The following is a 26,308-nucleotide window of genomic DNA, read 5'->3' on the forward strand; positions in this document are numbered from 1 at the left end:
TCCAGCCCATGCCCCGTAAAACCTGGCGCGCCGCCCTTGCCGCCTATGCCAGTCCTTCGACGCTCGTGCTGTTGCTGCTTGGCTTCGCCGCCGGCCTGCCTTACATGCTGGTGTTTTCCACGCTGTCGGTCTGGTTGCGCGAGGCCGGCGTGGCCCGCGAAACCATTGGTTACGCAAGCCTGATCGGCCTGGCCTATGCCTTCAAATGGGTCTGGTCGCCCCTTCTCGACCAATGGCGCCTGCCATTGCTCGGCAAACTGGGACGTCGACGTTCGTGGCTGGTGCTCTCCCAGGCCCTGGTGATCCTCGGCCTGGTCGGCATGGGCTTCTGTGACCCACAAAAACACTTGTCCTGGCTGATCGCGATTGCCGTCATCGTGGCCTTCGCCTCTGCCACCCAGGACATCGCCGTCGATGCCTACCGACTGGAAATCGCCGACGACACCCGCCAGGCCGCCCTGGCTGCCAGTTATATGTCCGGCTACCGCGTCGCCGCGTTGCTGGCGACCGCCGGCGCGCTGTTTTTCGCCGAGGGGTTCGGCTCCACCGGGTTCAGCTACAAGCATTCGGCCTGGGCCGGTACGTACCTGCTGTTTGGCTTACTGATGGTCCCGGCGCTGCTGACCTCGCTGTTCATGCGCGAGCCGCCCGTACCGTTGCGTACTCAATTGCAAGCCGGCCGCTATACCTTCGTCCACCAGTTGGCCTCGGTATTCGTATTGATCGTGCTGCTGGTATCGGTCCCGGCGATGTTCACCCAGCTCTACAACACCGACTTTGCCAGCGTGCTGTTCGAAGGCGTCAGCCTGCTCGACCTGCTGCTCCAGGACCGCGCCTTCCTGCGCGCCATCCTCTATATCATCCTGACCGCCCTGTGCCTGTCGTCCATGGGGCGTCGCGGCCTGGCGCCAGTGCTGACGCCGGTCAACGATTTCATCCTGCGCTACCGCTGGCAGGCCCTGCTGCTGCTCGGCCTGATCGCGACCTATCGGATGTCCGACACGGTCATGGGCGTCATGGCCAACGTTTTTTATATCGACCAGGGTTTCACCAAGGACCAGATCGCCAGCGTCAGCAAAATTTTCGGACTGATCATGACCCTTGTCGGCGCCGGCATGGGAGGGCTGCTGATCGTGCGTTTCGGCATCCTGCCGATCCTGTTCATCGGCGGCGTGTCGTCGGCCGCCACCAACATCCTGTTCCTGATGCTGACAGACATGGGTGCCAACCTGAAGATGCTGATCGTCACGATCTCCCTCGACAACTTCAGCTCCGGCCTGGCCACCTCGGCGTTCGTCGCCTATCTGTCGAGCCTGACCAACCTGAAATTCTCCGCGACCCAATACGCCCTGCTCAGCTCGATCATGCTCTTGTTGCCGCGCCTGATCGGCGGGTACTCAGGGGTCATGGTGGAAAAATTCGGCTATCACGATTTCTTCCTGATCACCGCGTTGCTCGGCGTTCCGACCTTGCTGCTGATCGCCTTGCACTGGTATCAGGAAAATCGCCGAGAGGGCTCGACGCCTGAATCGGCGCCAGAGTCGGAATCGCCGCCGACCCGGCCCGCTCAAGAGTTGTAGGAAATCTCAACAGGCGCCGACGAAAGCGGCGCCTGAATCCGGCGACCGGCCACGCGCCTGTACGCCAGGGCATCTCGCCCGTACAATGCTGCGTCACTTCTCGTCATCAGCAACCGACAACGGCCAACCATGCGCACCAGTCAATTTTTGCTCGCCACACAGAAAGAAACGCCTTCCGACGCCGTCGTGATCAGCCACCAGCTGATGCTGCGCGCAGGCATGATCCGCAAGCTCGCCTCCGGCCTGTACACCTGGCTGCCGATGGGCCTGCGGGTGATGCGCAAGGTCGAAGCCATCGTCCGCGAAGAAATGGACGCCGCCGGCTCTCTGGAAGTGTTGATGCCGAGCACCCAGCCGGCCGAGCTGTGGCAGGAGTCGGGGCGCTGGGAGGAATACGGCCCGGAGCTGCTGCGCATCAAGGACCGCCATGGTCGCGATTTCTGCGCGGGCCCGACTCACGAAGAAGTGATCACCGACCTGATGCGCAACGAGTTGAGCAGCTACAAGCAACTGCCAATCAACCTGTATCAGATCCAGACCAAGTTCCGTGACGAGATCCGTCCACGCTTCGGCCTGATGCGCGGTCGCGAATTCATCATGAAGGATTCTTATTCGTTCCACGCCGACCTGGCCTCGCTGCAAGTCACTTACGACCGCATGCACCAGGCGTACTGCAACGTGTTCACCCGCCTGGGCCTGAAGTTCCGCCCGGTTGAAGCCGACAACGGCTCCATCGGCGGTGCCGGCTCCCACGAATTTCACGTACTGGCCGAGTCCGGCGAAGACGACATCGTCTTCAGCAACGGCTCCGACTACGCCGCGAACATCGAGAAAGCCGAAGCCGTGCCACGGGAAACCTCCCGCGCCGCACCGGCCGAAGAATTGCGTCTGGTAGACACGCCGAACGCCAAGACCATTGCCCAATTGGTGGAAGGCTACAACCTGCCCATCGAACGCACCATCAAGACCCTGATCGTGCGCGCGGAAGAAGAGGGCAAGCTGATTGCCCTGATCATCCGTGGCGACCACGAGCTGAACGAAATCAAGGCCGCCAACCAGCCTGGCGTCGCCAGCCCGCTGGTCATGGCCACCGATGCCGAGCTGCGCGATGCCATTGGTGCCGGTGCCGGCTCCCTCGGCCCATTGAACCTGCCGTTGCCGATCATCATCGACCGCTCGGTCGAATTGATGAGCGACTTCGCCATCGGTGCCAACATCGATGACAAGCACTATTTCGGCGTGAACTGGGAACGCGACCTGCCGGTCCCAACCGTCGCTGATCTGCGCAACGTCGTGGCCGGCGACCCGAGCCCGGACGGCAAAGGCACGCTGGAAATCAAGCGCGGCATCGAAGTCGGGCATATCTTCCAGCTGGGCGACAAGTACAGCAAGGCGATGAAGTGCGAAGTGCTCGGCGAGAACGGTAAGCCCGTCACGCTGCAGATGGGCTGCTACGGCATCGGCGTGTCCCGCGTGGTGGCTGCGGCCATCGAGCAGAACAACGACGAGAACGGCATCATCTGGAGCGACACGCTGGCGCCGTTCCAGGTTGCCCTCGTGCCGCTGCGCTATGAAACCGAACAGGTTCGCGAAGCGACCGACAAGCTCTACGCCGAACTGACGGCCGCCGGCTTTGAAGTGCTGCTGGACGACCGCGACAAGAAAACCAGCCCCGGCATCAAGTTCGCGGACATGGAACTGATCGGCATCCCGCACCGGATCGTCGTCAGTGACCGTGGCCTGGCCGATGGCAACCTGGAATACAAGAGCCGTACCGAGGCCGAGGCGCAAGCGCTGCCGGTCGCCGACGTGCTGTCCTTCCTTCAGGCCCGTATCCGCCGCTGAGACCAGATAGAGACGTCATGTTCAAGCGAAACACCTTAGGCCTCGGGGGCGCCGCACTGTGCGGCGCCCTGCTGGTCAGCGGCTGCGCCAACCAGATGTCGCAACGCAACGAGCACGAAGAACGGATCGAGCGCAAATTGCTCGACCATAGCCTGCAGATCGATGTGGGCGAACCCAAGGTGCTCGACCTGCCGCAGCGTCGGGTGCGGATCAACGAGCAGAAGACCTTCGAGGTCACCGAGTTCGAGGTCACTCGCCATTACGATCGCTACACGCCGTACCAGCCTTGGCGGGAGGTCTACGAGATCCCGCTGGGCGCGGTGGCGGTAGTGGCCGGCGTCGGCGCGAACGTGGTCAATGTGTTCGCGCTCGGCAGCTTGCCGGACAGTGCGACCCGCGACTGGATCAGCTACGGTTTTGCCGGACTCAATCCGTTCATGAACGTGCCTTCCAATGGCCGTGCCCAGCAGAACCTGGCAGGTATCGATGAAGTCCAGCGCGACAAACGCACGGAGCATTCGAGCCTGCCCTGGAGTGAGCGTCCGGTACAGGTGAAAGCCGCCCGGCAGACATTCGAGCTGAGCACCGACCGTAACGGCGTGTTGCGCTTGAACCTGCTGGAAAGCCCGTTCGCCGAGCATGACCTGAGCCAGTTCGGCAAACTGCAGATCAGTGTGACGGACGCCCAGGACGAGGTGCACACCGACTCATCCCTGAGCGTCAGCAGTACGTTGCGCAGCAAACTGGTCGAAGCCCACGCCTTGATCTACGACGACCTGGAAGACGACGAAGTGAGCCAGTGGGTTCATCGGGTCAAGCGTCTCTCGGAACTGGGGCTTGAAGAAGAGGCCAGCGAACTCGAGCAGAGCCTGATCGAACTGACCCGCAACGATCCGGAACTGCAGGCCGAATTCATCAAGGCCCTGACCAAGGATGGCGGGCGGTTGGTGGCGGACCCGGGCGCGAGCTGACTCTGGAGTGCACCCAGTGGTGAGGGACTTGCTCCCTCACCACTGGGTGTCATGTATTTTCCGAGGCCAGCGGCGTCAACGCTCAAACAACTCCAACTGCTCAAACCCGCCCCGCAAATCCTCCAACCTCACCCCTATCCCTAACAATCGCACCGGCTTGCCGCCGCGGTTGAACGCCTGGGTCAACAGTAGCTGGTAACTGCCCAGGTCCCGCCCTGCCCCGGCCTGCTCAAGGGTGGTCTGGGTGAAGTCATGGAATTTCACTTTGACGAACGGCTTGCCCGGCCGATAGCTGCTGTCGATCCGCGCCATGCGCCCGCCCAGGGTTTCCATCAGTTCGGGCAGTTTGTCGAGGCAGCTTTGCAGATCAGGCAAATCGACGTCGTAGGTGTTTTCAACGCTGATGGATTGCCGCCGGCTGTCGTTGTGCACCAGGCGCTCGTCAATTCCACGGGCGAGGCTCCAGAGTCGCTCGCCGAAACTGCCGAATTCACGCACCAGTGCCAACTTGTCCCACTCGCGCAAGTGCTGGCAGTCAATAATCCCGAGCCTGTTCAACTTGTCGGCGGTGACCTTGCCGACGCCGTGCAGCTTGCTCACCGGCAGCGCCGAGACGAAATCTTCCACTTGGTCAGGAGTGATGACGAACAGGCCGTTGGGCTTTTTCCAGTCACTGGCGATCTTGGCGAGAAACTTGTTCGGCGCCACGCCTGCGGAAACGGTGATGTGCAACTGGTTGGAAACACGCCGGCGAATATCCTGGGCGATGCGCGTGGCACTGCCGCCGAAATGCGGACTGGCGGAGACGTCCAGATAAGCCTCGTCCAGCGACAGCGGTTCGATCAGGTCGGTGTAATCGCTGAAAATCGTCTGAATTTCCCTGGAGGCCTCCCGATAGGCGTCCATCCGCGGCTTGACGATGGTCAGGTCGGGGCAGAGTTTCAGCGCGTGGCCGGAAGACATGGCTGAGCGCACACCGTAGGCCCGCGCCTCGTAATTGCAGGTCGCGATGACCCCACGCCGGTCCGCCGAGCCACCGACCGCCAGGGGTATGCCGGCCAGCCGCGGATCATCGCGCATTTCGATCGCGGCGTAAAAGCAGTCGCAGTCGACGTGGATGATTTTGCGTTGCGTCATATAAGCAGCGGTACATGCGATGGATCGGAGCGCCAGTATCTCACTCGAACCTGTACATAGCACCAGTAGTTTGAAAGATCCTTCGACAGATCTGGAAAATGCCTACATGAATGTGTTTCTTCAATCGCAGCGAACCGCCCAATAGAGCGCCAGGCCTTGCCAGGCCTGCGTCACAGCGCTGTCACATTGCCTTGGCGCAGGCTAACCGATTGAAGCTGAACAGTTTTTTCCAGCAAAGGGGTTGACAGTCGGGCGATTCGCTGTAGAATGCCGCCACACAGACGCGGGATGGAGCAGTCTGGTAGCTCGTCGGGCTCATAACCCGAAGGTCGTCGGTTCAAATCCGGCTCCCGCAACCAAACATCAGAAAAGGCTACTCGAAAGAGTGGCCTTTTTTGTGCGCGCCTGTTTTCCCCTGCCGGTGCATTCCATGTCGCTACGGCCATCGCAAAAAACGTGGAAGTTGTAGGACGATTTCCGTTTGTTTTCCCGCATTTAGGTGAACCGGCCGTTTATTTCATCCGTCGCCCCATTAACGGTTGACAGTCCGGCGTTCGCCTGTAGAATGCCGCCACACAGACGCGGGATGGAGCAGTCTGGTAGCTCGTCGGGCTCATAACCCGAAGGTCGTCGGTTCAAATCCGGCTCCCGCAACCAAATATCAAGAAAGGCTGCTCGAAAGAGTGGCCTTTTTTGTGTGTGCCGAAAAAGCCCCATTACAAATATTTTGTAATTATTTTCCGCCGCAGGGATTGGTAACTTGGCTGGATACCCCCATCCTGTCGCGCATAGCTCAAGAGGTGATTGATGCGCGCCCACTCGTCTGACCCACAAGACACTGTCAATGCGACACAACCGATCAAGGCCGAGCGATTGCGCTGGCTGGACCGGATCAGCCAGTACCGGCAACCGATCGGCCTCGCCGTCACGCTGCTGCTGTTTGCGATTGCCTTGATCGCCTGCCGTCACCTCCTGAGCGAACTCGACCTCTACGCCCTTCACGACTCGATCCTCGAGGTGCCGAGGCCGGCGCTGCTCGGTGCGATAGCCGCCACCGTGGCCGGCTTCATCATTCTGCTGGGCTATGAATGGTCCGCCACTCGCTACGCCGGCGTGAAGCTGCCCACCCAAACCCTGATTCTCGGCGGCTTCAGCGCGTTTGCCATCGGCAATGCGATCGGCCTGTCGCTGCTGTCGGGCGGTTCGGTTCGCTACCGCCTGTATGCCCGCCACGGCCTGGGGGCGGCGGATGTCGCCCACATGACATTGTTCGCCAGCCTGTCACTGGGTTGCGCGCTACCGCCACTGGCGGCCCTGGCGACGTTGAGCAATCTGCCTGCCGCCTCTGCCGCCCTGCACCTTCCCGCCACTTTGCTGGGGGTGATCGCCGTCGCCGTGCTGCTGCTGACCAGTGCACTGGCCATCGGCATCTATCGCCGTCGCCTGCCGGAACAACCCTATCGGGATGCCCTGCTGGTCAAGGCCGGTCGCCGCACGCTGCGTCTGCCGGGCCGCCGTCTGACATTCCTGCAACTGATCATCACCGCGCTGGATGTCGCCGCCGCTGCAACGGTGCTCTATCTGTTGCTGCCGGAAGCGCCACCGTTCGGCCCCTTCCTGCTGGTTTACCTGCTGGCGCTGGCCGCCGGCGTCCTCAGTCATGTGCCGGGCGGCGTCGGGGTGTTCGAAGCGATCCTGCTGGCCGCGTTCGCCGACAAACTCGGGGCTGCGCCGCTGGCGGCCGCCCTGCTGCTGTATCGCCTGATCTACGTGCTGCTGCCGATGCTGGTGGCGTGCGTATTGTTGTTGATCAATGAGGCGCAACGGCTGTTCCAGACCCGCCAGACCCTGCGGGCGGCGTCCGGTTTCGCGGCACCGATCCTTGCGGTGCTGGTGTTCCTGTCTGGCGTGGTGCTGCTGTTTTCCGGCGTGACGCCGGAGATCGACACGCGCCTGGAGCACATCGGTTTCCTGATCCCGCATCGCCTGGTGGACGCCTCGCACTTTGGCGCCAGCCTGGTGGGCGTGTTGTGCCTGTTGCTCGCCCAGGGCCTGCGCCGCCGCTTGTCCGCAGCCTGGATGCTGACCACTGTCCTGTTGCTGGTGGGCGCCCTGCTCTCGCTGCTCAAGGGTTTCGACTGGGAAGAGGCCACCCTGCTGACGCTGACCGCAGCCCTGCTGGCGGTCTTCCGGCGTTCCTTTTACCGTCCAAGTCGCCTGACCGAGCTGCCCTTCTCGCCGTTGTTCCTGATTGCCAGCCTGTGCGTGCTGGGTGCGTCGATCTGGCTGCTGCTGTTTGCCTATCAGGATGTGCCCTATAGCCATCAACTGTGGTGGCAGTTCACCCTGGACGCCGACGCGCCGCGTGGCCTGCGCTCGCTGCTGGGTGCCGCGGTGCTGCTGGTGGTGGTGTCCCTGACCTGGCTGCTGCGCACCGCTCGGCCGGTGATTCATCTGCCTATGGCTGAAGAACTGGAGCGCGCCAGGACGATTCTCATGGCGTCTTCGCAACCCGACGGCGGCCTGGCCCTGACCGGCGACAAGGCGCTGCTGTTTCATCCCAACGATGAAGCCTTCCTGATGTATGCCCGCCGTGGCCGCAGCCTGGTCGCGTTGTACGACCCGATCGGGCCGACCCAGCAACGGGCGGAAATGATCTGGCAGTTTCGTGACCTTTGCGACATCTACCACGCCAGGCCAGTGTTCTATCAGGTGCGTGCCGAGAACCTACCCTATTACATGGACATCGGCCTGACCGCGATCAAGCTGGGCGAAGAAGCGCGGGTCGATCTCAAGCGTTTTGATCTCGAAGCCAAGGGCAAGGAGATGAAGGACCTGCGCTACACCTGGAACCGCGGCACCCGTGACGGCCTGTCACTGGAGATCCATGAACCGGGCCAGGCGCCAATGGACGAACTCAAGGTTATTTCCGATGCCTGGCTGACCGGCAAGAATGTACGCGAGAAAGGTTTCTCCCTGGGGCGATTCAGCCATGATTACCTCAAGCACTTCCGCATCGCGGTGATTCGTTTCGAGGGGCGTCCGGTGGCGTTCGCCAACCTGCTGGAAACCCATAGCCATGAGCTGGCCAGCCTTGACCTGATGCGTGCTCATCCCGAAGCCCCGAAGCTGACCATGGAGTTCATGATGGTCGGCCTCATCCAGCATTACAAAAACCATGACTACGCCCGCTTCAGCCTCGGCATGGTCCCGCTCTCGGGCCTGCAACCGCGTCGCGGCGCTCCATTGACCCAGCGCCTGGGTTCGATGGTGTTTCGCCGTGGCGAGCAGCTCTACAATTTCCAGGGCCTGCGCCGCTTCAAAGACAAATTCCAGCCTGACTGGGAACCTCGTTACATGGCCGTGCCCGCCGGACTCGATCCGCTGGTGGCGCTGGCCGATACCGCCGCCCTGATTGCGGGCGGCCTGACTGGATTGGTGAAACGCTGATGATGCAACGCTCCTGGCGATACGTAGTGGCCGCCCTGCTGGTGCTGGCGGTGATTCTCGGTGGCGGCTACTGGTACTGGAACCGCCCGGCCCCGCAACCGACCCTGGAACAACTGGAGCCGGCCGATGGCGTGCCGATGACCCGAGTCATCCCCGGCACCAAGGCACGCGCCCAGGTGCTGGTGGCGGTCAACGAGGACCAGAAGCTCAGCGACACCCAATTGACGACCCTCAGCCGCAGCGGCTCGGCGCAGATCGTCCAGGTGATCCTGCCCAAGGACTGCATGCTCCAGGGGCGCGCCTTGCAAGCCGGCCTGCGGCAGCTGCACGGCCCGGCCACGCTGGTCAGCGGCATCGGTCCCGGCGCGGTGCTGGCCTGGCGCTGGCTGGCTGAACAGAAGGACGACAAGGCCCAGGCCGTCTCGGTCGACCTGGCCCTGGAAAAACCCGGCTGCACCCACCTGCTGCCCAAAAGCGCCGCCCATGGTCGCTGGCTGGTGGCCTGGAACGATAACCCCGACGATACCAGCGCCGCTTTCGTGCGCGACCAGAAGAATGCCGAAACCAGCATCAGCGACTACGACATCAACCTGGCGCAGGTACTCAACAACGAGCTGCGCAAGATCCTGGTGGGCGCCGACAAGGGCAAGGGCGGCCTGAGCATCCCGGTGGTGGAAGTCCCCGCCAGCCAGGCCCGGGACACCGTGACGCTGTTTCTCTCTGGCGACGGTGGCTGGCGTGACCTGGACCGCGACGTGGCCGATGAAATGGCCAAGGTCGGTTACCCGGTGGTCGGCATCGACACCCTGCGCTATTACTGGCAGCACAAGAGCCCCGAACAGAGCGCGACCGACCTGACCGAGCTGATGCAACACTATCGCCAGATCTGGGGCACCAAACGCTTCATCCTGACCGGCTATTCCTTCGGCGCCGATGTCCTGCCGGCAATCTACAACCGCCTGCCGGCGACAGAACAGCAACGGGTCGATGCGATTATCCTGCTCGCCTTTGCCCGCACCGGCAGCTTCGAAATCGAAGTCGAGGGCTGGCTCGGCAACGCCGGCACCGAAGCCGCCACCGGCCCGGAAATGGCCAAGCTGCCGGCGGAAAAAGTGGTGTGCATCTATGGCGCGGAAGAAGCCAACGAAAGTGGCTGCACCGACAAGACCGCCGTAGGCGAAGCCATAAAGCTGCCCGGCGGCCATCACTTCGATGAAAACTACCCGGCCCTGGCCAAGCGGTTGATCGATGAGATCAACAAGCGGCAGACCACACCTGCCGCGCAGTGAGCTGATACACAGCTGACAAAAAGCCCCTGCCACCTCACGGTGCAGGGGCTTTTTAGTCGGCCGCCTGGTATCTCCCTGTGGGAGCGAGCTTGCTCGCGATAGCGTCCGGTCAGCTTACCTTGATGTTGAATGTCCCTGAGCCATCGCGAGCAAGCTCGCTCCCACAAGGGGCAAGGAGCAGGGAGCTCGCCTTGCTATCGGGCCTTGGGCCTACATCTCCACCTGCGTACCCAGCTCGATCACTCGGTTCAACGGCAGATTGAAGAAGCGCAGGTTGCCGTTGGCGTTCTTCAGCATGAAGGCGAACAGCGACTCGCGCCAGCGGGCCATGCCTTCGAGCTTGGAGGCGATGACGGTCTCGCGGCTGAGGAAGTACGTCGTGCGCATCGGGCTGAAATCCAGTTCATCCAGATGGCAGAGCTTGAGCGCCTGGGGCACGTCCGGTTCGTCGGTGAAGCCGAAATGCAGGATGACCCGGAAGAAGCCCTCGCCGTAGGCATCGACCTCGAAGCGCCGCTGTGACGGTACGCGGGGAATGTCCTCGTAGACCACGGTCAACAACACCACCTGCTCGTGCAGCACCTGATTGTGCAACAGGTTATGCAACAGCGCGTGGGGCACGGCATCCGAGCGCGCGGTCAGGAACACCGCGGTGCCATGCACACGATGCGGCGGCTGCACGCGGATGCTGCTGATGAAAACCGGCAACGGCAACGCACCTTCGTCCAGGCGCTCCACCAGCAGTTGTTTGCCGCGCTTCCAGGTGGTCATCAGTACGAACAAGGCGATACCGGCAATGACCGGGAACGCGCCGCCCTGGATGATCTTCGGCACGTTGGCGGCGAAGTACAGCCCATCTACCAGCAGGAAACCGAACAGCACCGGCACCGCTAGCAACGGCGGCCATTTCCACAACAACAGGATCACGGCGGAGACCAGGATCGTGGTCATCAACATCGTACCGGTCACCGCCACGCCGTAGGCTGAAGCCAGCGCTCCGGACGACTCGAAGCCCAGCACCAGCAGCACCACGCCGACCATCAACGACCAATTCACCGCACCGATGTAGATCTGGCCCTGTTCGGCACTGGAGGTGTGCTGGATGTACATGCGCGGGATGTAGCCGAGCTGGATTGCCTGGCGCGTCAGCGAGAACGCGCCGGAAATCACCGCTTGCGAAGCGATCACCGTCGCCAGGGTCGACAGGCCCACCAATGGCAGTAATGCCCAGCTCGGCGCCAGCAGATAGAACGGGTTGCGCGCCGCTTCAGGGTCGCCGAGCAGCAAGGCGCCCTGGCCGAAATAGTTGAGCATAAGGCCCGGCAGCACGAGGATAAACCAGGCGCGAGCGATCGGCTTGCGACCGAAATGCCCCATGTCGGCATACAGCGCTTCAGCCCCGGTCAGCGCCAGCACCACCGCGCCAAGGATCGCCACGCCCATGCCCGGGTGGACGACAAAAAAACGCACGGCCCAGGCCGGGTTCACTGCGTTTAATACTTCCGGATGCTGGCTGATGCCATACACGCCCAGAGCGCCGAGCACGAGGAACCAAGTCACCATGATCGGGCCGAACAGGATGCCGATCCGCGCGGTGCCGTGACGCTGGATCAGGAACAACGCGACCAGCACCACCACCGAAAGCGGCACCACCCAGTGATCGATGCCTTCAAATGCCAGGCCGAGGCCTTCAACCGCCGACAGTACCGAGATCGCCGGGGTGATCATACTATCGCCATAGAACAGCGCCGCACCTATCAGCCCGCAGACCACCAGCAACGTGCGCAACCGCGCCCTGCCGGCCGCCGCCCGCCGCGCCAGGGCGGTCAGGGCCATGATCCCGCCCTCGCCCTGGTTGTCGGCGCGCAGGACGAACATCATGTATTTGATCGACACGACCCAGATCAGCGACCAGAAAATCAGCGACAGAATCCCCAGCACCCCGTCATGGTTGACCGGCACGCCATAGCCGCCGGAAAACACTTCCTTCAGGGTATACAGGGGGCTTGTGCCGATGTCGCCATATACCACTCCGACCGCCGCGACCAGCATGCTCAGCGGCTTGGTTGCCGCATGCTCGGCAGTCGCCGCCTGACTACTTGCATGACCCATCCAACACTCCTGATTCCCAGACCTGTCTTCTTTTAAAAGAAGCCTTACGCTTTGTGCCGCAGCATGCGCTGTTTTACGCTTTGTTACAGACGTTTTGTTGACTGTAGCAATCGCCAGAAGGCAAAGGCGCGAAGCATAGCGCAGCACTCGTCGTTTTTCCCTGCATAAAGCTGGTCAAGTGCGCCCGCCATGGATAGAATTGCGCACTTTTTGATCAGAGGCGCGTCAGGCGCCCTGTCTCGCACGAGACGATCCCCCTTATACCGAGGTTAGACATGTCCACCACTCCCGCGCCAGCCAACCCGAAGGTTGGCTTCGTATCCCTGGGTTGCCCGAAGGCTCTGGTCGACTCCGAGCGCATCCTGACCCAACTGCGCATGGAAGGTTATGACGTGGTGTCCACCTACCAGGACGCCGACGTGGTAGTGGTCAACACCTGCGGCTTCATCGACTCCGCCAAGGCCGAATCCCTCGAAGTCATCGGCGAAGCCATCAAGGAAAACGGCAAGGTCATCGTGACCGGCTGCATGGGCGTGGAAGAAGGCAACATCCGCAACGTGCACCCGAGCGTGTTGTCGGTGACCGGTCCGCAGCAGTACGAGCAAGTGGTCAACGCCGTGCACGAAGTCGTGCCGCCGCGCCAGGACCACAACCCGCTGATCGACCTGGTGCCGCCGCAAGGCATCAAGCTGACCCCGCGTCACTACGCCTACCTGAAGATTTCCGAAGGCTGCAACCACAGTTGCAGCTTCTGCATCATCCCGTCGATGCGCGGCAAACTGGTCAGCCGTCCGGTCGGTGATGTACTCGACGAGGCCCAGCGCCTGGTCAAGTCTGGCGTCAAGGAGCTGCTGGTGATTTCCCAGGACACCAGTGCCTATGGTGTCGACGTGAAATACCGCACCGGTTTCTGGAACGGCGCGCCGGTGAAAACCCGCATGACCGAGCTGTGCGAAGCGCTCAGCAGCCTCGGCGTCTGGGTCCGCCTGCATTACGTCTACCCGTATCCGCATGTCGACGAGCTGATCCCGCTGATGGCCGCCGGCAAGATCCTGCCGTACCTCGACATCCCGTTCCAGCACGCCAGCCCGAAAGTGCTCAAGGCGATGAAGCGCCCGGCCTTTGAAGACAAGACCCTGGCACGTATCAAGAACTGGCGCGAAATCTGCCCGGACCTGATCATCCGCTCGACCTTCATCGTCGGCTTCCCCGGCGAAACCGAGGAAGACTTCCAATACCTGCTGAATTGGCTGACCGAAGCCCAGCTCGACCGCGTCGGTTGCTTCCAGTACTCGCCGGTCGAAGGCGCACCGGCCAACGACCTGGACCTGGACGTGGTCCCGGACGACGTCAAGCAGGACCGTTGGGAACGCTTCATGGCGCACCAGCAGGCGATCAGCTCGGCCCGCCTGCAAATGCGCATCGGCCGTGAAATCGAAGTGCTCGTGGACGAAGTCGACGAGCAAGGCGCCGTCGGCCGCTGCTTCTTCGACGCCCCGGAAATCGACGGCAACGTCTTCATCGACAACGGCAGCAACCTCAAGCCGGGCGACAAGGTCTGGTGCAAAGTCACCGACGCCGATGAGTATGATTTGTGGGCTGAGCAGATCGGTTGAGCAGGGCCTGGACTCAAGGGGTAATGCGGTTCACTCAGGGAAAATGCTGTACCCGTGGCGAGGGAGCTTGCTCCCGCTCGGCTGCGAAGCAGTCGTAAACCGGCGGGTGCGGTGTGACTGACGCTCCGCATGCGACAGTTTTTGGGGCCGCTTCGCGGCCCAGCGGGAGCAAGCTCCCTCGCCACGGGAATGTGCATATTTTTCCGGCTGCCCTGGACTTAAAAAATCATGAAGCCCTGCTCTGTAACAAGATGCGGGGCTTTTTTACGGCTATCGTATGCAGACATAACATTTCCACCATAAGGAACAGGCGGACATGCGTCAGCATTCGGTCATCCACACACCGAAACCGAGCGATTACGAGGAATTGACCCGGGTCTGGGAAGCGTCGGTACGCGCTACCCATGACTTCCTGCCGGACAGCTACATCGAGCTGCTGAAGAACCTGGTACTCACCCGTTACCTGGACGCGGTGATGCTGATCTGTACTCGCGACCACCGTCAACGCATCACCGGGTTTGCCGGTGTGGCGGCCGGCAAGATCGAAATGCTGTTCATCGACCCGCAACACCGGGGCCAAGGCCTGGGCAAACAACTGCTGCGCTATGCCATGGAGCACCTGAACGCCAACGAGCTGGACGTCAACGAACAGAACCCGCAAGCCCTGGGCTTTTATCTCAAGCAAGGCTTTGAAGTGGTCGGGCGTTCCGCACGGGATGGCATGAACCAGCCCTACCCGTTGCTGCACATGCGCTACAAGCAACCCGACCTGAAGGCCGGACGCGGCTAAAAGCTGCCTGAGGCAAATGGACCCGCGATTAACCGGCGCCAGACAGGTACAATGCCCACCCTCTTTTTGTTACGGCCCCGTCATGACTGACCCGATTCGTCTCTCCAAACGCCTCATCGAACTCGTCGGCTGCTCCCGTCGGGAGGCTGAGCTGTTCATTGAGGGCGGCTGGGTCACCGTGGACGGCGAAGTGATCGACGAGCCGCAGTTCAAGGTCACCGGCCAGAAGGTCGAACTCGACCCGCAAGCCAAGGCCACTGCGCCGGAGCCGGTAACGATCCTGCTCAACGTCCCGGCGGGCATGGACGTCGACACCGCCATGGCAACCCTCGGACCGGAGACCCTGAGCGACGAACATCGCTTCGGCAAGCGCCCGCTCAAGGGCCATTTCCTGCGCCTGACCGCCAGCGCCGACTTGCAGGCCAATGCCAGCGGCCTGCTGGTGTTCACCCAGGACTGGAAGATCCTGCGCAAGCTCACCGCCGACGCGGCCAGGATCGAGCAGGAATACGTGGTCGAAGTCGAGGGTGAAATGGTCGCCCACGGCCTTAATCGCCTGAACCACGGCCTGACCTACAAAGGCAAGGAATTGCCTGCGGTCAAGGCCAGCTGGCAGAACGAAAACCGCCTGCGCTTCGCCATGAAGAACCCGCAACCGGGCGTCATTGCATTGTTTTGCCAGGCGGTCGGCCTGAAGGTCGTCGCTATCCGCCGCATCCGCATCGGCGGCGTGTCCATTGGCAAGGTGCCGTTGGGCCAATGGCGCTATCTATCCGCCAAAGAAAAATTCTAGATACGACTCTACTGGCGCCACACCGATCTGGGGCGCCCACTGCCGATTGATCAGGACTGCATTCATGATTCACAACGACGTACTGCGCAGCGTGCGCTACATGCTCGACATCAGCGACAAAAAAGTCATCGAGATTATCAAGCTGGGCGGCCTGGACGTTTCCCTGGAAGACCTGACTGGCTACCTCAAGAAAGACGAGGAAGAAGGCTTCGTGTTCTGCCCGGACCTGGTCATGGCGCATTTTCTCGATGGCCTGGTGATCTTCAAGCGCGGCAAGGACGAAAGCCGTCCGCCGCAGCCGATCGAAGTGCCGGTGACCAACAACATCATCCTGAAGAAACTGCGCGTGGCGTTCGAGCTGAAGGAAGACGACATGCACGCCATTCTCAAGGCCGCCGAATTCCCGGTGTCAAAGCCGGAGTTGAGCGCGCTGTTCCGCAAATTCGGCCACACCAACTATCGCCCGTGCGGCGACCAGTTGCTGCGCAATTTCCTCAAGGGCCTGACGCTGCGCGTACGCGGCTGACTTTCCAGAGCTCCTGGGCCTTTGTGGCGAGGGAGCTTGCTCCCGCTGGACGCGCAGCGTCCCCTTGCAGTGTGTCAGACAAACCAGGGGGGCTGCTTCGCAGCCCAGCGGGAGCAAGCTTCCTCGCCACAGAAAACAGTGCCAACTTGGCCCCTCGCGTTATGATGTCTTTTCAACCTCGCTCCGATTCCAACCCATGACCTACAACGTTTCCCCCATCGGCTTCGTCCGCTCCTGCTTCAAGGAAAAGTTCGCCATTCCGCGCCAGCCACACCTGGCCCCGGCCGCGCGTGGCGTGCTGGAGCTGGTGGCGCCGTTCGACCAGGGCGAAGCGGTGCAGGGCCTGGAGCAGGTCAGTCATGTCTGGCTGCTGTTCCTGTTCCACCAGGCCCTGGAGGAAAAACCACGATTGAAGGTGCGTCCGCCCCGACTGGGCGGCAACAAGTCCATGGGCGTATTCGCCACCCGCGCCACCCATCGCCCCAACGGCATCGGTCAGTCAGTGGTGAAGCTGGAACGGGTCGAAGCGGGTCGGCTGTGGATTTCGGGCATCGATCTGCTGGACGCGACGCCAGTGCTGGACATCAAGCCCTACGTGCCCTACGCCGACATCATCGGCTCGGCGACGAACAGCATCGCCAGCGCAGCGCCTGAGTTGATTCCGGTGCAATGGGCGGACTCAGCCCTGCTTCAAGCCCGCGAGCATGCCCTGCGCCTCGAAGAGCCGTTGGTGGAGTTGATCGAACAATGCCTGGCCCAGGATCCACGTCCGGCGTATCAGGTCCCCGCAGCCGAACGGGAATACGGCGCGCAGTTCTGGGACCTGGATGTGCGCTGGCATTATCCGCAGCCGGGATTGATTCGGGTACTGGAAGTGATCCCGGCGCGGGAATAATCGCTGGAAACGAAAAAGCCCGCGCGGCCTGGATCAGGCGGCGCGGGCTTTTTTGTGGGCTACTGCTGGACCGAGGCGCCTTCTTCGCGAGCAGGCTCGCTCCCACAGGGTTTTGTGTTGTGTCAGATCTCTGGAACAACACAAATCAACTGGGGGAGCGAGCTTGCTCCGGGCGGCGATCCGACGAAGGCGATCGGTCAGCCACCGCATGAACCGCGGTTTATTTCTCTACAAACGCCCGCTCGATCAGGTAATCACCCGGCTCACGCATACGCGGCGAAACGGTCAGGCCGAAGCTGTTGAGCACTTCGCTGGTCTCGTCGAGCATGCTTGGGCTGCCGCACAACATGGCGCGGTCGTCCTGCGGGTTGATCGGTGGCAGGCCGATGTCGCGGAACAGCTTGCCGCTGCGCATCAGGTCGGTCAGGCGGCCTTCGTTCTCGAAGGGCTCGCGGGTCACGGTCGGGTAGTAGATCAGCTTTTCGCGGAGCGCTTCGCCGAAAAATTCGTTCTGTGGCAGGTGCTCGGTAATGAATTCGCGGTAGGCGACTTCATTGACGTAACGCACGCCGTGGCACAGGATCACTTTCTCGAAACGCTCGTAGGTTTCCGGATCCTGGATCACGCTCATGAATGGCGCCAGCCCGGTGCCGGTGCTGAGCAGATACAGATGCTTGCCAGGCTTGAGGTCGTCGAGCACCAGCGTGCCGGTAGGCTTCTTGCTGATGATGATCTCGTCGCCTTCCTTCAGGTGCTGCAGCTGGGAAGTCAGCGGACCGTCGGGAACCTTGATGCTGAAAAATTCGAGATGCTCTTCCCAATTCGGGCTGGCAATTGAGTAAGCGCGCATAAGCGGGCGGCCGTTGGGCTGCTGCAGGCCGATCATCACGAACTGACCGTTCTCAAAGCGCAGGCCCGGATCGCGGGTGCACTTGAAGCTGAACAGAGTGTCGTTCCAGTGATGAACACTGAGGACACGCTCGTGGTTCATGTTGCTCATGTACGGGGGACTCCTGGAAATGATGCCTGCGCCGATAATCTGCGCAATTGCATCGCATTCTAATCGCGGCGACAATATCTGTTAAATGGATTATTAAGATAAGGGTTATCGGTTATATCGATATGCGATTTACTCTACGTCAACTTCAAGTCTTCGTCGCCGTCGCCCAGCAGGAAAGCGTGTCCCGTGCCGCGGGCCTGCTCAACCTGTCGCAGTCGGCCGCCAGCACCTCCATCACCGAATTGGAGCGCCAGTCCAGCTGCCAACTCTTCGACCGCGCCGGCAAACGCCTGAGCCTCAACGCCCTCGGCAAGCAACTGCTACCCCAAGCGGTGGCGTTGCTGGACCAGGCCAAGGAGATCGAAGACCTGCTCAACGGCAAGTCCGGCTTCGGTTCACTGGCGGTCGGCGCCACCCTGACCATTGGCAATTACCTGGCGACCCTGTTGATCGGCGGCTTCATGCAGCGCCATCCGGAAAGCCAGGTGAAGCTGCATGTGCAAAACACTGCCAACATCGTGCACCAGGTTGCTCACTATGAAATTGATCTGGGTCTGATCGAAGGCGACTGCAGCCACCCGGACATCGAGGTGCAGAGCTGGGTCGAGGATGAATTGGTGGTGTTCTGCGCGCCCCAGCATCCGTTGGCCAAACGCGGCCAGGCGACTATGGAGGAGTTGACCCGCGAAGCCTGGATCCTGCGTGAACAGGGTTCCGGCACTCGCCTGACCTTCGACCAGGCCATGCGTCACCACCGTAGCGCGTTGAATATCCGCCTGGAGCTGGAACACACCGAAGCGATCAAGCGCGCCGTGGAGTCCGGCCTGGGGATAGGCTGTATCTCGCGCCTGGCCCTGCGTGACGCTTTTCGCCGCGGCAGCCTGGTGGCCGTGGAAACCCCGGACATGGATCTGGCGCGGCAATTTTATTTCATCTGGCACAAACAGAAATACCAGACGTCGGCCATGCGTGAGTTTCTTGATCTGTGCCGGGCGTTCACCGCCGGGGTGCAGCGTAGCGACGAGATCGTCCTGCCCGCCATCGCCTGAAACTCAGAGCAGTATCAGGCCCCACACCAGGGCAATCATCGTCAGGGCGACCAACTGGGCGGCGCTGCCCATGTCCTTGGCGTTTTTCGACAGTGGGTGCAGCTCCAGGGAAATGCGGTCGATGGCCGCTTCTACCGCCGAGTTCAGCAACTCCACGATCAGGGCCAGCAGGCACACCGCAATCAGCAAGGCCTGCTCGACGCGGCTGACGTTAAGGAAGAACGACAGCGGAATCAGGATGACATTGAGCAGCACCAATTGACGGAAAGCGGCTTCGCCAACGAACGCCGCACGCAGGCCGTCCAGGGAATAGCCGGAGGCATTGAGGATGCGTTTCAGGCCGGTTTGGCCTTTAAAAGGTGACATAAGGTAGGCACTGATCGAAAGGAATGGAGAAGCTAATGGAACCGCAGTCAAAAAAGCGTGAATTCAGACACTACGACTGCGGCGAAATTGACTCGAGTTGTTGCAGCAACAAGGCCGCCTGCGTTCGGGTGCGCACGTTGAGTTTACGAAAGATCGCCGTAACGTGGGCCTTGATAGTCGCCTCGGACACATTCAGCTCATAGGCAATCTGCTTGTTCAGCAGGCCTTCGCAGACCATGGTCAGCACCCGGAATTGCTGCGGCGTGAGGCTGGCCAGCCCTTCGCTGGCGGCCTTGGCTTCCGCGGAAACACTCACCGCTTCGAACGCCTGGGGCGGCCAGGATACATCGCCATCGAGGACGGCCTTCACCGCTCTTTGAATCATTTCCATGGAGCTGGATTTGGGAATGAACCCGCTGGCGCCGAACTCGCGGGCCTTGACCATCACCGAGGCCTCTTCCTGGGCCGAGACCATCACCACCGGAATCTGCGGGTATTGCCCACGCAACAGCACCAGGCCAGAAAACCCATACGCACCGGGCATGTTCAGATCCAGCAGCACCAGGTCCCAGTCGGCCTTTTCAGCCAATCGGGTTTCCAGTTCCGCGATGCTGGCCACCTCCGTCAATCGGACAGCCGGGCCAAGGCCCAGGGTCACTGCCTGATGCAACGCGCTGCGAAAGAGCGGGTGGTCATCGGCAATCAGGATTTCGTATGTGGCCATTTTTCCAATGATCCTGTTTTTAGTGGCAGGCCCGATGCATTCGCGCCTCGCCGAACAACTCAAGACACCGCCATGCAGCGGTATCTACAGGGGGCACGTTCAACGCCAATCACAGCGTTTCAAACTCCAGCCGCACCCTGGTCGGCGCCAAGCATGCCCAGCGAAGCCGGGGTGGTCAAGCAGCACGGTCACGGCCTTATCCAGTATGGGCCACTACTGGGCCAACAGCGCAGGAGCCGCGCGAACGAAGGGCTGCAGCTCGGCATGGGCCGGCGTGGACTCGTTCACCTCCTGCTGGCGCTTGGCGCCGAGGTAATGCTGGCTGAACACATCGAAATAGGCGTCAAGGGCCGACGCCGCGTCGCTGTCCCCCGCCAGTTCCAGGCACAGCGCCGCCACTTCGGCGGTACACAGGTGTTCGCTGCGGGTCGAGCGACGCAAGCGATAACGAGACAACTTGTCGGGCAACAGGCTCAGAATGGGCAATCGGTCGAAATACGGGCTTTTTCGAAACATCTTGCGCGCTTCCGTCCAGGTCGCGTCCAGCAGAATGAACAACGGACGCTTGCCCTGATCGAGCGCCACCGTGTGGGTGACACGGGACGGTTCGACATACTCGCCTGGAAACACCAGATAAGGCTGCCATTGCGGGTCATTCAGCAAAGCCAGCAATTGCCCGTCGACCTCGGTACGCGACCAGATGAAGGCATGGTTGTCGCGCACCACATCGGCGATCAGCCAACCGGTATTGCTCGGCTTGAAGACTTCTTTGTTGGTCATGATCAGGCAGACCCCGGAACGGGTCTCGACGCTCGGGCGCCAGGCACACAGGCAATGGCTTTCAATCACCCGACACGCGCTACAACGAGGCGCGCGCCAGCCACGGGCCTGGAGCGGCTTGATGCCCTCATCGACGCGCTGGGCGCGCAGGCGTGCTACGGCGTTGGGGGCATGGATCATAGCGGGCGACGCCCACGGACAAGAGAACTCGACACGAACAACACTCGGCGGACAACAGAGCCCGGCAGTCTACCAGAGCGCGCAAGCCTGTACCGTCTACCCGGGCTCCCCTATAATCGCCGCCACTGAACGCACAGTCACGTGACCGGTCGAAAACCCTGTCACTGAACCAGGAGAGTTTCATGCTGCGCCTTATCGTCCCTACCGTTGCCGTTCTGCTGGCGACGTCCATCAGCGCTCAGGCCGCGTCGCTGAAAGAACTCGAACTGAACAAGATGCTGCAGAACGTGGCCACGCAAAGCAGCGTCGGCACTCCGCGCGCCATCAACGAAGACATTCTCGACCAGGGTTATACCGTCGAAGGCACCGAGCTGATCAACCATCTCAGCGTGCAAAGCAGCCACGCCCAGAAAATGCGCGCCGACCCCAAGGCGGTCTACTTCCAGCTGGGCTCCACGGTGTGCACCAACCCAGGCTTTCGCAAGCTGATGGCCAAGGGCGCAACCATGCGTTACGAATTCACCGAAGTTAAGACCAATCGTCCGGTCGCCACCGAACGCTTCCAGGAATCGGACTGCCCGAAACCGGCCAAGACCAAGAAATAATCAACCCGAGCTGGCGCGCCGCTGCTCATCGTCGGCGCGCAGCTCCGCCACCAGCGCCTGCAAATAGCGCGAGCGCCATTCCCTGCCCTCCAGCCGACGGCAGCACTCCTCTTCAAGGCTCACCTGATTGGCCTGAGCCGCTTGCAACAGCATCAGGTACAACTGCTTGTCGAGCTCCAGAGTTACCCTGGTCATTTGTCCCGCCTCCCTGCCCCGAAATGCTTAACTCCCCAGCGTGGACGCCCAACCCTGGACGTCGAATAACGTCAGCACGCTTGTTATTGAGTAAATCAGAGCGGGACGTAGCCAGTCGGTGAACTGACGAGCGGCGCATTACCCACTATCAGAGCTGGAAACGCCGGACGGCTTCGCGAGCAGGCTCGCTCCCACAGGAATTTTGGCGAACGCATACCTGATGTTCACTGAAGATAAATTGTGGGAGCGAGCCTGCTCGCGATGACGGGTTCCAACAAGGCCAGGTGACGGTTGCAAACCGTCATCTGCGAGCGCCATGATCAACAAGAGGCTAGATTCAAAATATCGCCTGTTATCGGGCAGAACGAGGCTGCCCTTGCCAATACCCTGACGCTTGATTTTTTTCATCCAAGGGAAACAGCAGAATCCGTTGGCTGGCTTGATCGCCTTGCTGCAATTTGCGTCGAGCCAGGTTGAATGCCCGGGCATACGCCGGGCTGACGACGGCACAGGAAGTGCCGTGGCCCTGACGAATCTCTCGTTCGGGCCAGGTTCTGTTCAGAAGGAGAAGCTGAATGCCTTACAAACCGAATGACCTGCTCAGTCGGCATTTTGAGAACCATGGCCACGACCTCACCCGCAAGGTCGAAGAGCAACTCAACCTGGTATCACCCAACAGTCCCAATCTCCCCATTTACCGTGACATGATCCTGACCGTGCTGCGCATGGCCCAGGAAGATCACAACCGCTGGAACGCCAAAATCACGCTGCAGGCCCTGCGCGAACTGGAACATGCCTTCCGCACGCTCGAACAGTTCAAGGGCCGTCGCAAAGTCACGGTCTTTGGCTCGGCCCGAACGCCCATCGAGCATCCGCTGTATGGCTTGGCGCGAGAACTGGGGGCGGCGCTGGCCCGGTCGGACATGATGGTCATCACCGGCGCAGGCGGAGGCATCATGGCCGCCGCCCATGAAGGCGCAGGCCGCGAGCACAGCCTGGGTTTCAACATCACCCTACCCTTCGAACAACATGCGAACCCGACCGTCGAAGGCACGCAGAACCTCCTCCCGTTCCATTTCTTTTTCACCCGCAAGCTGTTCTTCGTCAAGGAAGCAGACGCGTTAGTGCTCTGCCCAGGTGGTTTCGGCACCCTTGATGAAGCATTGGAAGTCTTGACGCTGGTGCAGACGGGCAAGAGCCCATTGGTACCGATAGTGCTGCTGGATGTGCCGGGAGGTAAATTCTGGCAGAGCGCCCTGGATTTCATCCATGAACAATTGGGAGAAAACCGCTACATCCTACCCACCGACATGAAGTTGATGCGCCTGGTGTACACCGCCAAGGATGCGGTGGAAGAAATCAATCAGTTCTATCGCAACTTCCACTCCAGCCGCTGGCTCAAGCATCAGTTCGTGATCCGCATGAATCATGCGCTCACCGAACAGGCGATGCAGCAGATGCAGGTCCAATTTGCCGATCTATGCCTGAACGACTGCTTCCATCAGCATGCCTACAGCGGCGAGGAGCCGGAGGAGGCGCCTTTCAGCCACCTGACGCGCCTGGCATTCACCTTCAACGCCCGCGATCACGGTCGACTTAGAGAACTGGTGGACTATATCAACCTGCCGGAAAACTGGGCCCAGCCTGCCGCCCAGCCCCACCCGCTGACCTGGGAACCAATCGAGGTGACTTGAGCCCAAAAAAAACGGCCCGCTATCGAATAGCGGGCCGTTTTATCTAGTCATCCATGCTACGACCGCTGAACAACCGATTGATCATTTCCATGGAGTATCCTCGATACGCCAGGAAACGCCCTTGCCTGGCCCGCTCCTTCGCATCAATGGGCAGATGCCCTGAGAACTTGCGACGCCAGGTATCGATTAACTGTTCCTGCCAATCGATACCGCTTTCACGCAAGGCAAGTTCGATATCCGGTCGTTGCAAGCCACGCTGGCCAAGTTCTTCGCGAATTCGCATCGGGCCATAACCAGAGCGGGCGCGATAAGAAACAAAGCTTTCAAGGTAGCGCGACTCCGACAACAGCCCCTCTTCCGTCAAACGGTCGAGGGCCGTGTCGATCAATTCGTCAGGAGCGCCACGCTGACGCAGTTTACGCGTCAGCTCGACTCGACCGTGCTCGCGTCTGGCGAGCAGGTCCATTGCGGTTCGCCGCACCGCGACGAGGGTATCGAGTACGGCGGTCATCGGATCGATCAGATATCAGCGTCAGCCAGATCGTCTGCAGTCTCGCGGTTGGCCACGGCCTTGACGTCTGCAACCGGGCTCAACAGTTTGTCGCGCAGTTGCTTTTCAAGAGCTGCCGCGACTTCCGGGTTGTCTGCCAGGAACTTGGCCGAGTTGGCCTTGCCCTGACCGATCTTGGTACCGTTGTAGGCATACCAGGCGCCGGATTTCTCGACGAAACCGTGCAGCACACCCAGGTCGATCATCTCGCCGTTGAGGTAGATGCCCTTGCCGTACAGGATCTGGAATTCGGCCTGACGGAACGGCGATGCCACCTTGTTTTTCACGACCTTGACGCGGGTCTCACTGCCGACAACCTCATCACCTTCTTTCACCGCGCCGGTACGACGGATGTCCAGGCGAACCGAGGCGTAGAACTTCAGCGCGTTACCACCGGTGGTGGTTTCAGGACTGCCGAACATCACGCCAATTTTCATGCGGATCTGGTTGATGAAAATCACCAGGCAGTTGGCATTCTTGATGTTACCGGTGATTTTGCGCAGGGCCTGGGACATCAGGCGAGCCTGGAGGCCCACGTGCATGTCACCCATTTCACCTTCGATTTCCGCTTTGGGTACCAGTGCCGCTACGGAGTCGACGATGATCACGTCAACCGCGTTGGAGCGCACCAGCATGTCGGTGATTTCCAGGGCCTGTTCGCCAGTGTCCGGCTGGGAAACCAGCAGGTCATCGACGTTGACGCCCAGCTTGCCGGCGTATTCCGGGTCCAGAGCGTGTTCGGCGTCGACGAAGGCGCAGGTCGCACCGGCTTTTTGAGCCTGGGCGATCACGGACAGGGTCAGCGTGGTTTTACCGGAGGATTCAGGACCGTAGATTTCAACAATACGACCTTTTGGCAAGCCGCCGATGCCAAGCGCGATGTCCAGGCCCAGGGAGCCGGTGGAGATGGAAGGAATAGCCTGGCGGTCCTGATCGCCCATACGCATTACGGCACCCTTGCCGAATTGACGTTCGATCTGACCCAAGGCCGCAGCCAAGGCTTTCTTCTTGTTGTCGTCCATTAAAGTCCTCACGTAATCAATAAGGCCTGACGGCCAACACCTGTATAAGTAGCCAGTATTATTCCACAGCGATTCAGGATCGCCTACCCCTGATTTGAGATTTCTGTGGCGGCATGTTGTAACAGCCCGTCTAGCGCGGCCTTCACCGTTTGTCGGCGGACCTCGTCGCGATTGCCTGGAAAGAAGCGCCGCTCGCTGAACACCGCCTCGCCAACGCCCCAGGCGAGCCATACGGTGCCCACCGGCTTGCTCGGCGAGCCCCCGTCCGGCCCGGCCACGCCGCTGACCGCCACGGCGAAACGCGCCAGGCTTTTCTGCTGGGCGCCCCGCGCCATCGCCTCCACCACCTCGCGGCTGACCGCGCCGACCTTGTCGAACAATTCGGGGGGCACACCCAACTGCTGGGTTTTCTGGCGATTGGAATAGGTGACGTAACCGGCTTCGAACCAGGCCGAACTCCCCGGGATCCGCGTGATCGCCTCGGCAATCCCGCCACCGGTACAGGATTCGGCGGTGGTGACATGGGCATTGAGCACCTGCAAGCGCCTGCCCAACTCAGCGGCCAGTCCGGTAATGTCATCCATGCTGCTCTCCTGATTCGACGCGGTTGGCGCCTACCGTACACCAGCAGCCACAGCTTGCAAGGTCCGGCAGATTACCGGGCCAGCGCTCTTACATAGGCCTGGCAGGCCTGCAAGGCGATCAGTCCACGGTCGCCCTCGTCGGTGATGGCGATAATTCGTTGAGCATGCGTCGGGTCAAGTCGGGCGCGTGGGGCGCCATGATCCATGCCGCCGGCGGCGGTGGCGGCAGGCACTGCACAACCGGCGGCAACATCGTCGGCGTCGAGGAGGACTGACAGCCGGACATTGGCAGTAGCAAGGCGATCGCGCAGGCGATCCTGGTCACGTTGGGCATCGCTCAAGGCTCGGTAATGGGTTTGTTCGCTGGTGGCCAGTTGCTGTTCGAGGACCAGGCGTTTTTCTGTTTCCTTTCGCTGCGAAGCTGCCGCCGCGACGGTCATCTGCCTCAAGGTTTCGGTCTGCGACCGGGCCTGCTCGGCCAACGCCTTGCCATAGCGCCAGTCTTGGATCTTCCATGTCACGCTGGTCATCAGCAGCACAAGTGCCAGGGCGGTG

General features: G+C 61.1%; 25 protein-coding genes and 2 tRNA genes. 16 read left to right on the forward strand and 11 right to left on the reverse strand.

What is annotated here, in order from left to right; all coding sequences use genetic code 11:
- The first annotated feature begins 8 nt into the window (after nt 1-8).
- From J3P97_RS21010 to J3P97_RS21020, 3 genes are all read left to right on the forward strand, one after another.
- Nucleotides 9-1,580, forward strand: a complete 1,572-nt coding sequence (locus tag J3P97_RS21010) for an AmpG family muropeptide MFS transporter (protein WP_434601677.1) — start codon at nt 9-11, stop codon at nt 1,578-1,580.
- 129 nt (nt 1,581-1,709) lie between these two features.
- The gene (locus J3P97_RS21015; protein ID WP_434601678.1) at nt 1,710-3,425 is read left to right on the forward strand and encodes a proline--tRNA ligase; all 1,716 of its coding nucleotides are present in this window, start codon (nt 1,710-1,712) and stop codon (nt 3,423-3,425) included.
- Between the two features lie 17 nt (nt 3,426-3,442).
- The gene (locus J3P97_RS21020) at nt 3,443-4,396 is read left to right on the forward strand and encodes a hypothetical protein (protein ID WP_434572207.1); all 954 of its coding nucleotides are present in this window, start codon (nt 3,443-3,445) and stop codon (nt 4,394-4,396) included.
- A 75-nt stretch (nt 4,397-4,471) separates the two neighbouring features.
- Here J3P97_RS21020 and dinB read toward each other — a convergent pair whose 3' ends face one another.
- The gene (gene dinB, locus J3P97_RS21025) at nt 4,472-5,533 is read right to left on the reverse strand and encodes a DNA polymerase IV (RefSeq protein ID WP_434572205.1); all 1,062 of its coding nucleotides are present in this window, start codon (nt 5,531-5,533) and stop codon (nt 4,472-4,474) included.
- 282 nt (nt 5,534-5,815) lie between these two features.
- On the opposite strand from dinB, the gene J3P97_RS21030 reads away from it, so the two are divergent.
- The 4 genes from J3P97_RS21030 to J3P97_RS21045 all read left to right on the forward strand — a co-directional run bounded on the left by J3P97_RS21030 (nt 5,816) and on the right by J3P97_RS21045 (nt 10,272).
- A tRNA-Met gene (locus J3P97_RS21030) sits at nt 5,816-5,892 on the forward strand.
- A 221-nt stretch (nt 5,893-6,113) separates the two neighbouring features.
- A tRNA-Met gene (locus tag J3P97_RS21035) sits at nt 6,114-6,190 on the forward strand.
- 150 nt (nt 6,191-6,340) lie between these two features.
- Complete coding sequence (gene mprF, locus J3P97_RS21040) at nt 6,341-8,983, forward strand: bifunctional lysylphosphatidylglycerol flippase/synthetase MprF (RefSeq protein WP_434672698.1); 2,643 nt, start codon at nt 6,341-6,343, stop codon at nt 8,981-8,983.
- On the forward strand, nt 8,983-10,272 hold the full coding sequence (locus J3P97_RS21045; protein ID WP_434572203.1) for a virulence factor family protein: 1,290 nt from the start codon (nt 8,983-8,985) through the stop codon (nt 10,270-10,272). The genes mprF and J3P97_RS21045 overlap by 1 nt, the downstream gene beginning before the upstream one ends.
- Before the next feature lie 210 nt (nt 10,273-10,482).
- Here J3P97_RS21045 and J3P97_RS21050 read toward each other — a convergent pair whose 3' ends face one another.
- On the reverse strand, nt 10,483-12,324 hold the full coding sequence (locus J3P97_RS21050) for a potassium transporter Kup (protein ID WP_434674580.1): 1,842 nt from the start codon (nt 12,322-12,324) through the stop codon (nt 10,483-10,485).
- A 335-nt stretch (nt 12,325-12,659) separates the two neighbouring features.
- Here J3P97_RS21050 and rimO point away from each other — a divergent pair, with 335 nt between their 5' ends.
- From rimO to tsaA, 5 genes are all read left to right on the forward strand, one after another.
- Entirely contained in the window at nt 12,660-14,000 is a 1,341-nt protein-coding gene (gene rimO, locus J3P97_RS21055) for a 30S ribosomal protein S12 methylthiotransferase RimO (RefSeq protein ID WP_434672699.1), read from the forward strand.
- A gap of 316 nt (nt 14,001-14,316) precedes the next feature.
- Nucleotides 14,317-14,790, forward strand: a complete 474-nt coding sequence (locus tag J3P97_RS21060) for a GNAT family N-acetyltransferase (RefSeq protein ID WP_434572200.1) — start codon at nt 14,317-14,319, stop codon at nt 14,788-14,790.
- An 82-nt stretch (nt 14,791-14,872) separates the two neighbouring features.
- Complete coding sequence (locus J3P97_RS21065; protein ID WP_434672700.1) at nt 14,873-15,583, forward strand: rRNA pseudouridine synthase; 711 nt, start codon at nt 14,873-14,875, stop codon at nt 15,581-15,583.
- A 64-nt stretch (nt 15,584-15,647) separates the two neighbouring features.
- Nucleotides 15,648-16,109, forward strand: a complete 462-nt coding sequence (locus J3P97_RS21070; RefSeq protein WP_305499176.1) for a DUF1456 family protein — start codon at nt 15,648-15,650, stop codon at nt 16,107-16,109.
- 196 nt (nt 16,110-16,305) lie between these two features.
- On the forward strand, nt 16,306-17,004 hold the full coding sequence (gene tsaA / locus J3P97_RS21075; RefSeq protein WP_434672701.1) for a tRNA (N6-threonylcarbamoyladenosine(37)-N6)-methyltransferase TrmO: 699 nt from the start codon (nt 16,306-16,308) through the stop codon (nt 17,002-17,004).
- Nucleotides 17,005-17,224: 220 nt separating this feature from the next.
- Here the strand turns inward: tsaA and fpr are convergent, their stop codons facing one another.
- On the reverse strand, nt 17,225-18,004 hold the full coding sequence (gene fpr, locus J3P97_RS21080) for a ferredoxin-NADP reductase (protein WP_003198368.1): 780 nt from the start codon (nt 18,002-18,004) through the stop codon (nt 17,225-17,227).
- 122 nt (nt 18,005-18,126) lie between these two features.
- Here fpr and J3P97_RS21085 point away from each other — a divergent pair, with 122 nt between their 5' ends.
- Nucleotides 18,127-19,053, forward strand: coding sequence for a LysR family transcriptional regulator (locus J3P97_RS21085; protein ID WP_181289263.1), 927 nt, complete (start codon nt 18,127-18,129; stop codon nt 19,051-19,053).
- A 3-nt stretch (nt 19,054-19,056) separates the two neighbouring features.
- Here the strand turns inward: J3P97_RS21085 and J3P97_RS21090 are convergent, their stop codons facing one another.
- The 3 genes from J3P97_RS21090 to J3P97_RS21100 form a co-directional block, all read right to left on the reverse strand.
- Nucleotides 19,057-19,419: a diacylglycerol kinase gene (locus tag J3P97_RS21090; protein ID WP_305499171.1), complete on the reverse strand. Its 363-nt coding sequence runs from the start codon at nt 19,417-19,419 to the stop codon at nt 19,057-19,059.
- Nucleotides 19,420-19,489: 70 nt separating this feature from the next.
- Nucleotides 19,490-20,143, reverse strand: a complete 654-nt coding sequence (gene erdR, locus J3P97_RS21095) for a response regulator transcription factor ErdR (protein WP_434572193.1) — start codon at nt 20,141-20,143, stop codon at nt 19,490-19,492.
- A gap of 213 nt (nt 20,144-20,356) precedes the next feature.
- Entirely contained in the window at nt 20,357-21,103 is a 747-nt protein-coding gene (locus J3P97_RS21100) for a tRNA-uridine aminocarboxypropyltransferase (protein WP_434672702.1), read from the reverse strand.
- Nucleotides 21,104-21,285: 182 nt separating this feature from the next.
- On the opposite strand from J3P97_RS21100, the gene J3P97_RS21105 reads away from it, so the two are divergent.
- On the forward strand, nt 21,286-21,708 hold the full coding sequence (locus J3P97_RS21105; RefSeq protein WP_305499165.1) for a quorum-sensing-regulated virulence factor family protein: 423 nt from the start codon (nt 21,286-21,288) through the stop codon (nt 21,706-21,708).
- Here J3P97_RS21105 and J3P97_RS21110 read toward each other — a convergent pair whose 3' ends face one another.
- Nucleotides 21,709-21,903: a hypothetical protein gene (locus J3P97_RS21110; RefSeq protein ID WP_434672703.1), complete on the reverse strand. Its 195-nt coding sequence runs from the start codon at nt 21,901-21,903 to the stop codon at nt 21,709-21,711. It lies immediately after the preceding gene.
- A gap of 291 nt (nt 21,904-22,194) precedes the next feature.
- Between J3P97_RS21110 and J3P97_RS21115 the strand changes: the two genes are divergently transcribed.
- Nucleotides 22,195-22,380, forward strand: coding sequence for a hypothetical protein (locus J3P97_RS21115; RefSeq protein WP_434572189.1), 186 nt, complete (start codon nt 22,195-22,197; stop codon nt 22,378-22,380).
- Between the two features lie 98 nt (nt 22,381-22,478).
- On the forward strand, nt 22,479-23,597 hold the full coding sequence (locus tag J3P97_RS21120; RefSeq protein ID WP_434672704.1) for a TIGR00730 family Rossman fold protein: 1,119 nt from the start codon (nt 22,479-22,481) through the stop codon (nt 23,595-23,597).
- A 43-nt stretch (nt 23,598-23,640) separates the two neighbouring features.
- Here J3P97_RS21120 and recX read toward each other — a convergent pair whose 3' ends face one another.
- The 4 genes from recX to J3P97_RS21140 all read right to left on the reverse strand — a co-directional run bounded on the left by recX (nt 23,641) and on the right by J3P97_RS21140 (nt 26,283).
- A complete protein-coding gene (gene recX, locus J3P97_RS21125) occupies nt 23,641-24,108 on the reverse strand; it encodes a recombination regulator RecX (protein WP_434572185.1) in 468 nt (155 codons plus the stop codon).
- An 8-nt stretch (nt 24,109-24,116) separates the two neighbouring features.
- Nucleotides 24,117-25,169, reverse strand: a complete 1,053-nt coding sequence (recA, locus tag J3P97_RS21130) for a recombinase RecA (protein WP_079303629.1) — start codon at nt 25,167-25,169, stop codon at nt 24,117-24,119.
- A gap of 83 nt (nt 25,170-25,252) precedes the next feature.
- Complete coding sequence (locus J3P97_RS21135) at nt 25,253-25,753, reverse strand: CinA family protein (RefSeq protein ID WP_434672705.1); 501 nt, start codon at nt 25,751-25,753, stop codon at nt 25,253-25,255.
- A 71-nt stretch (nt 25,754-25,824) separates the two neighbouring features.
- Nucleotides 25,825-26,283, reverse strand: coding sequence for a lysis system i-spanin subunit Rz (locus J3P97_RS21140; protein ID WP_434674581.1), 459 nt, complete (start codon nt 26,281-26,283; stop codon nt 25,825-25,827).
- Between the last annotated feature and the right edge of the window lie 25 nt (nt 26,284-26,308).

This window comes from Pseudomonas sp. R1-15, from assembly GCF_051132085.1.
In the GTDB taxonomy this organism is placed as follows: Bacteria; Pseudomonadota; Gammaproteobacteria; order Pseudomonadales; family Pseudomonadaceae; genus Aquipseudomonas.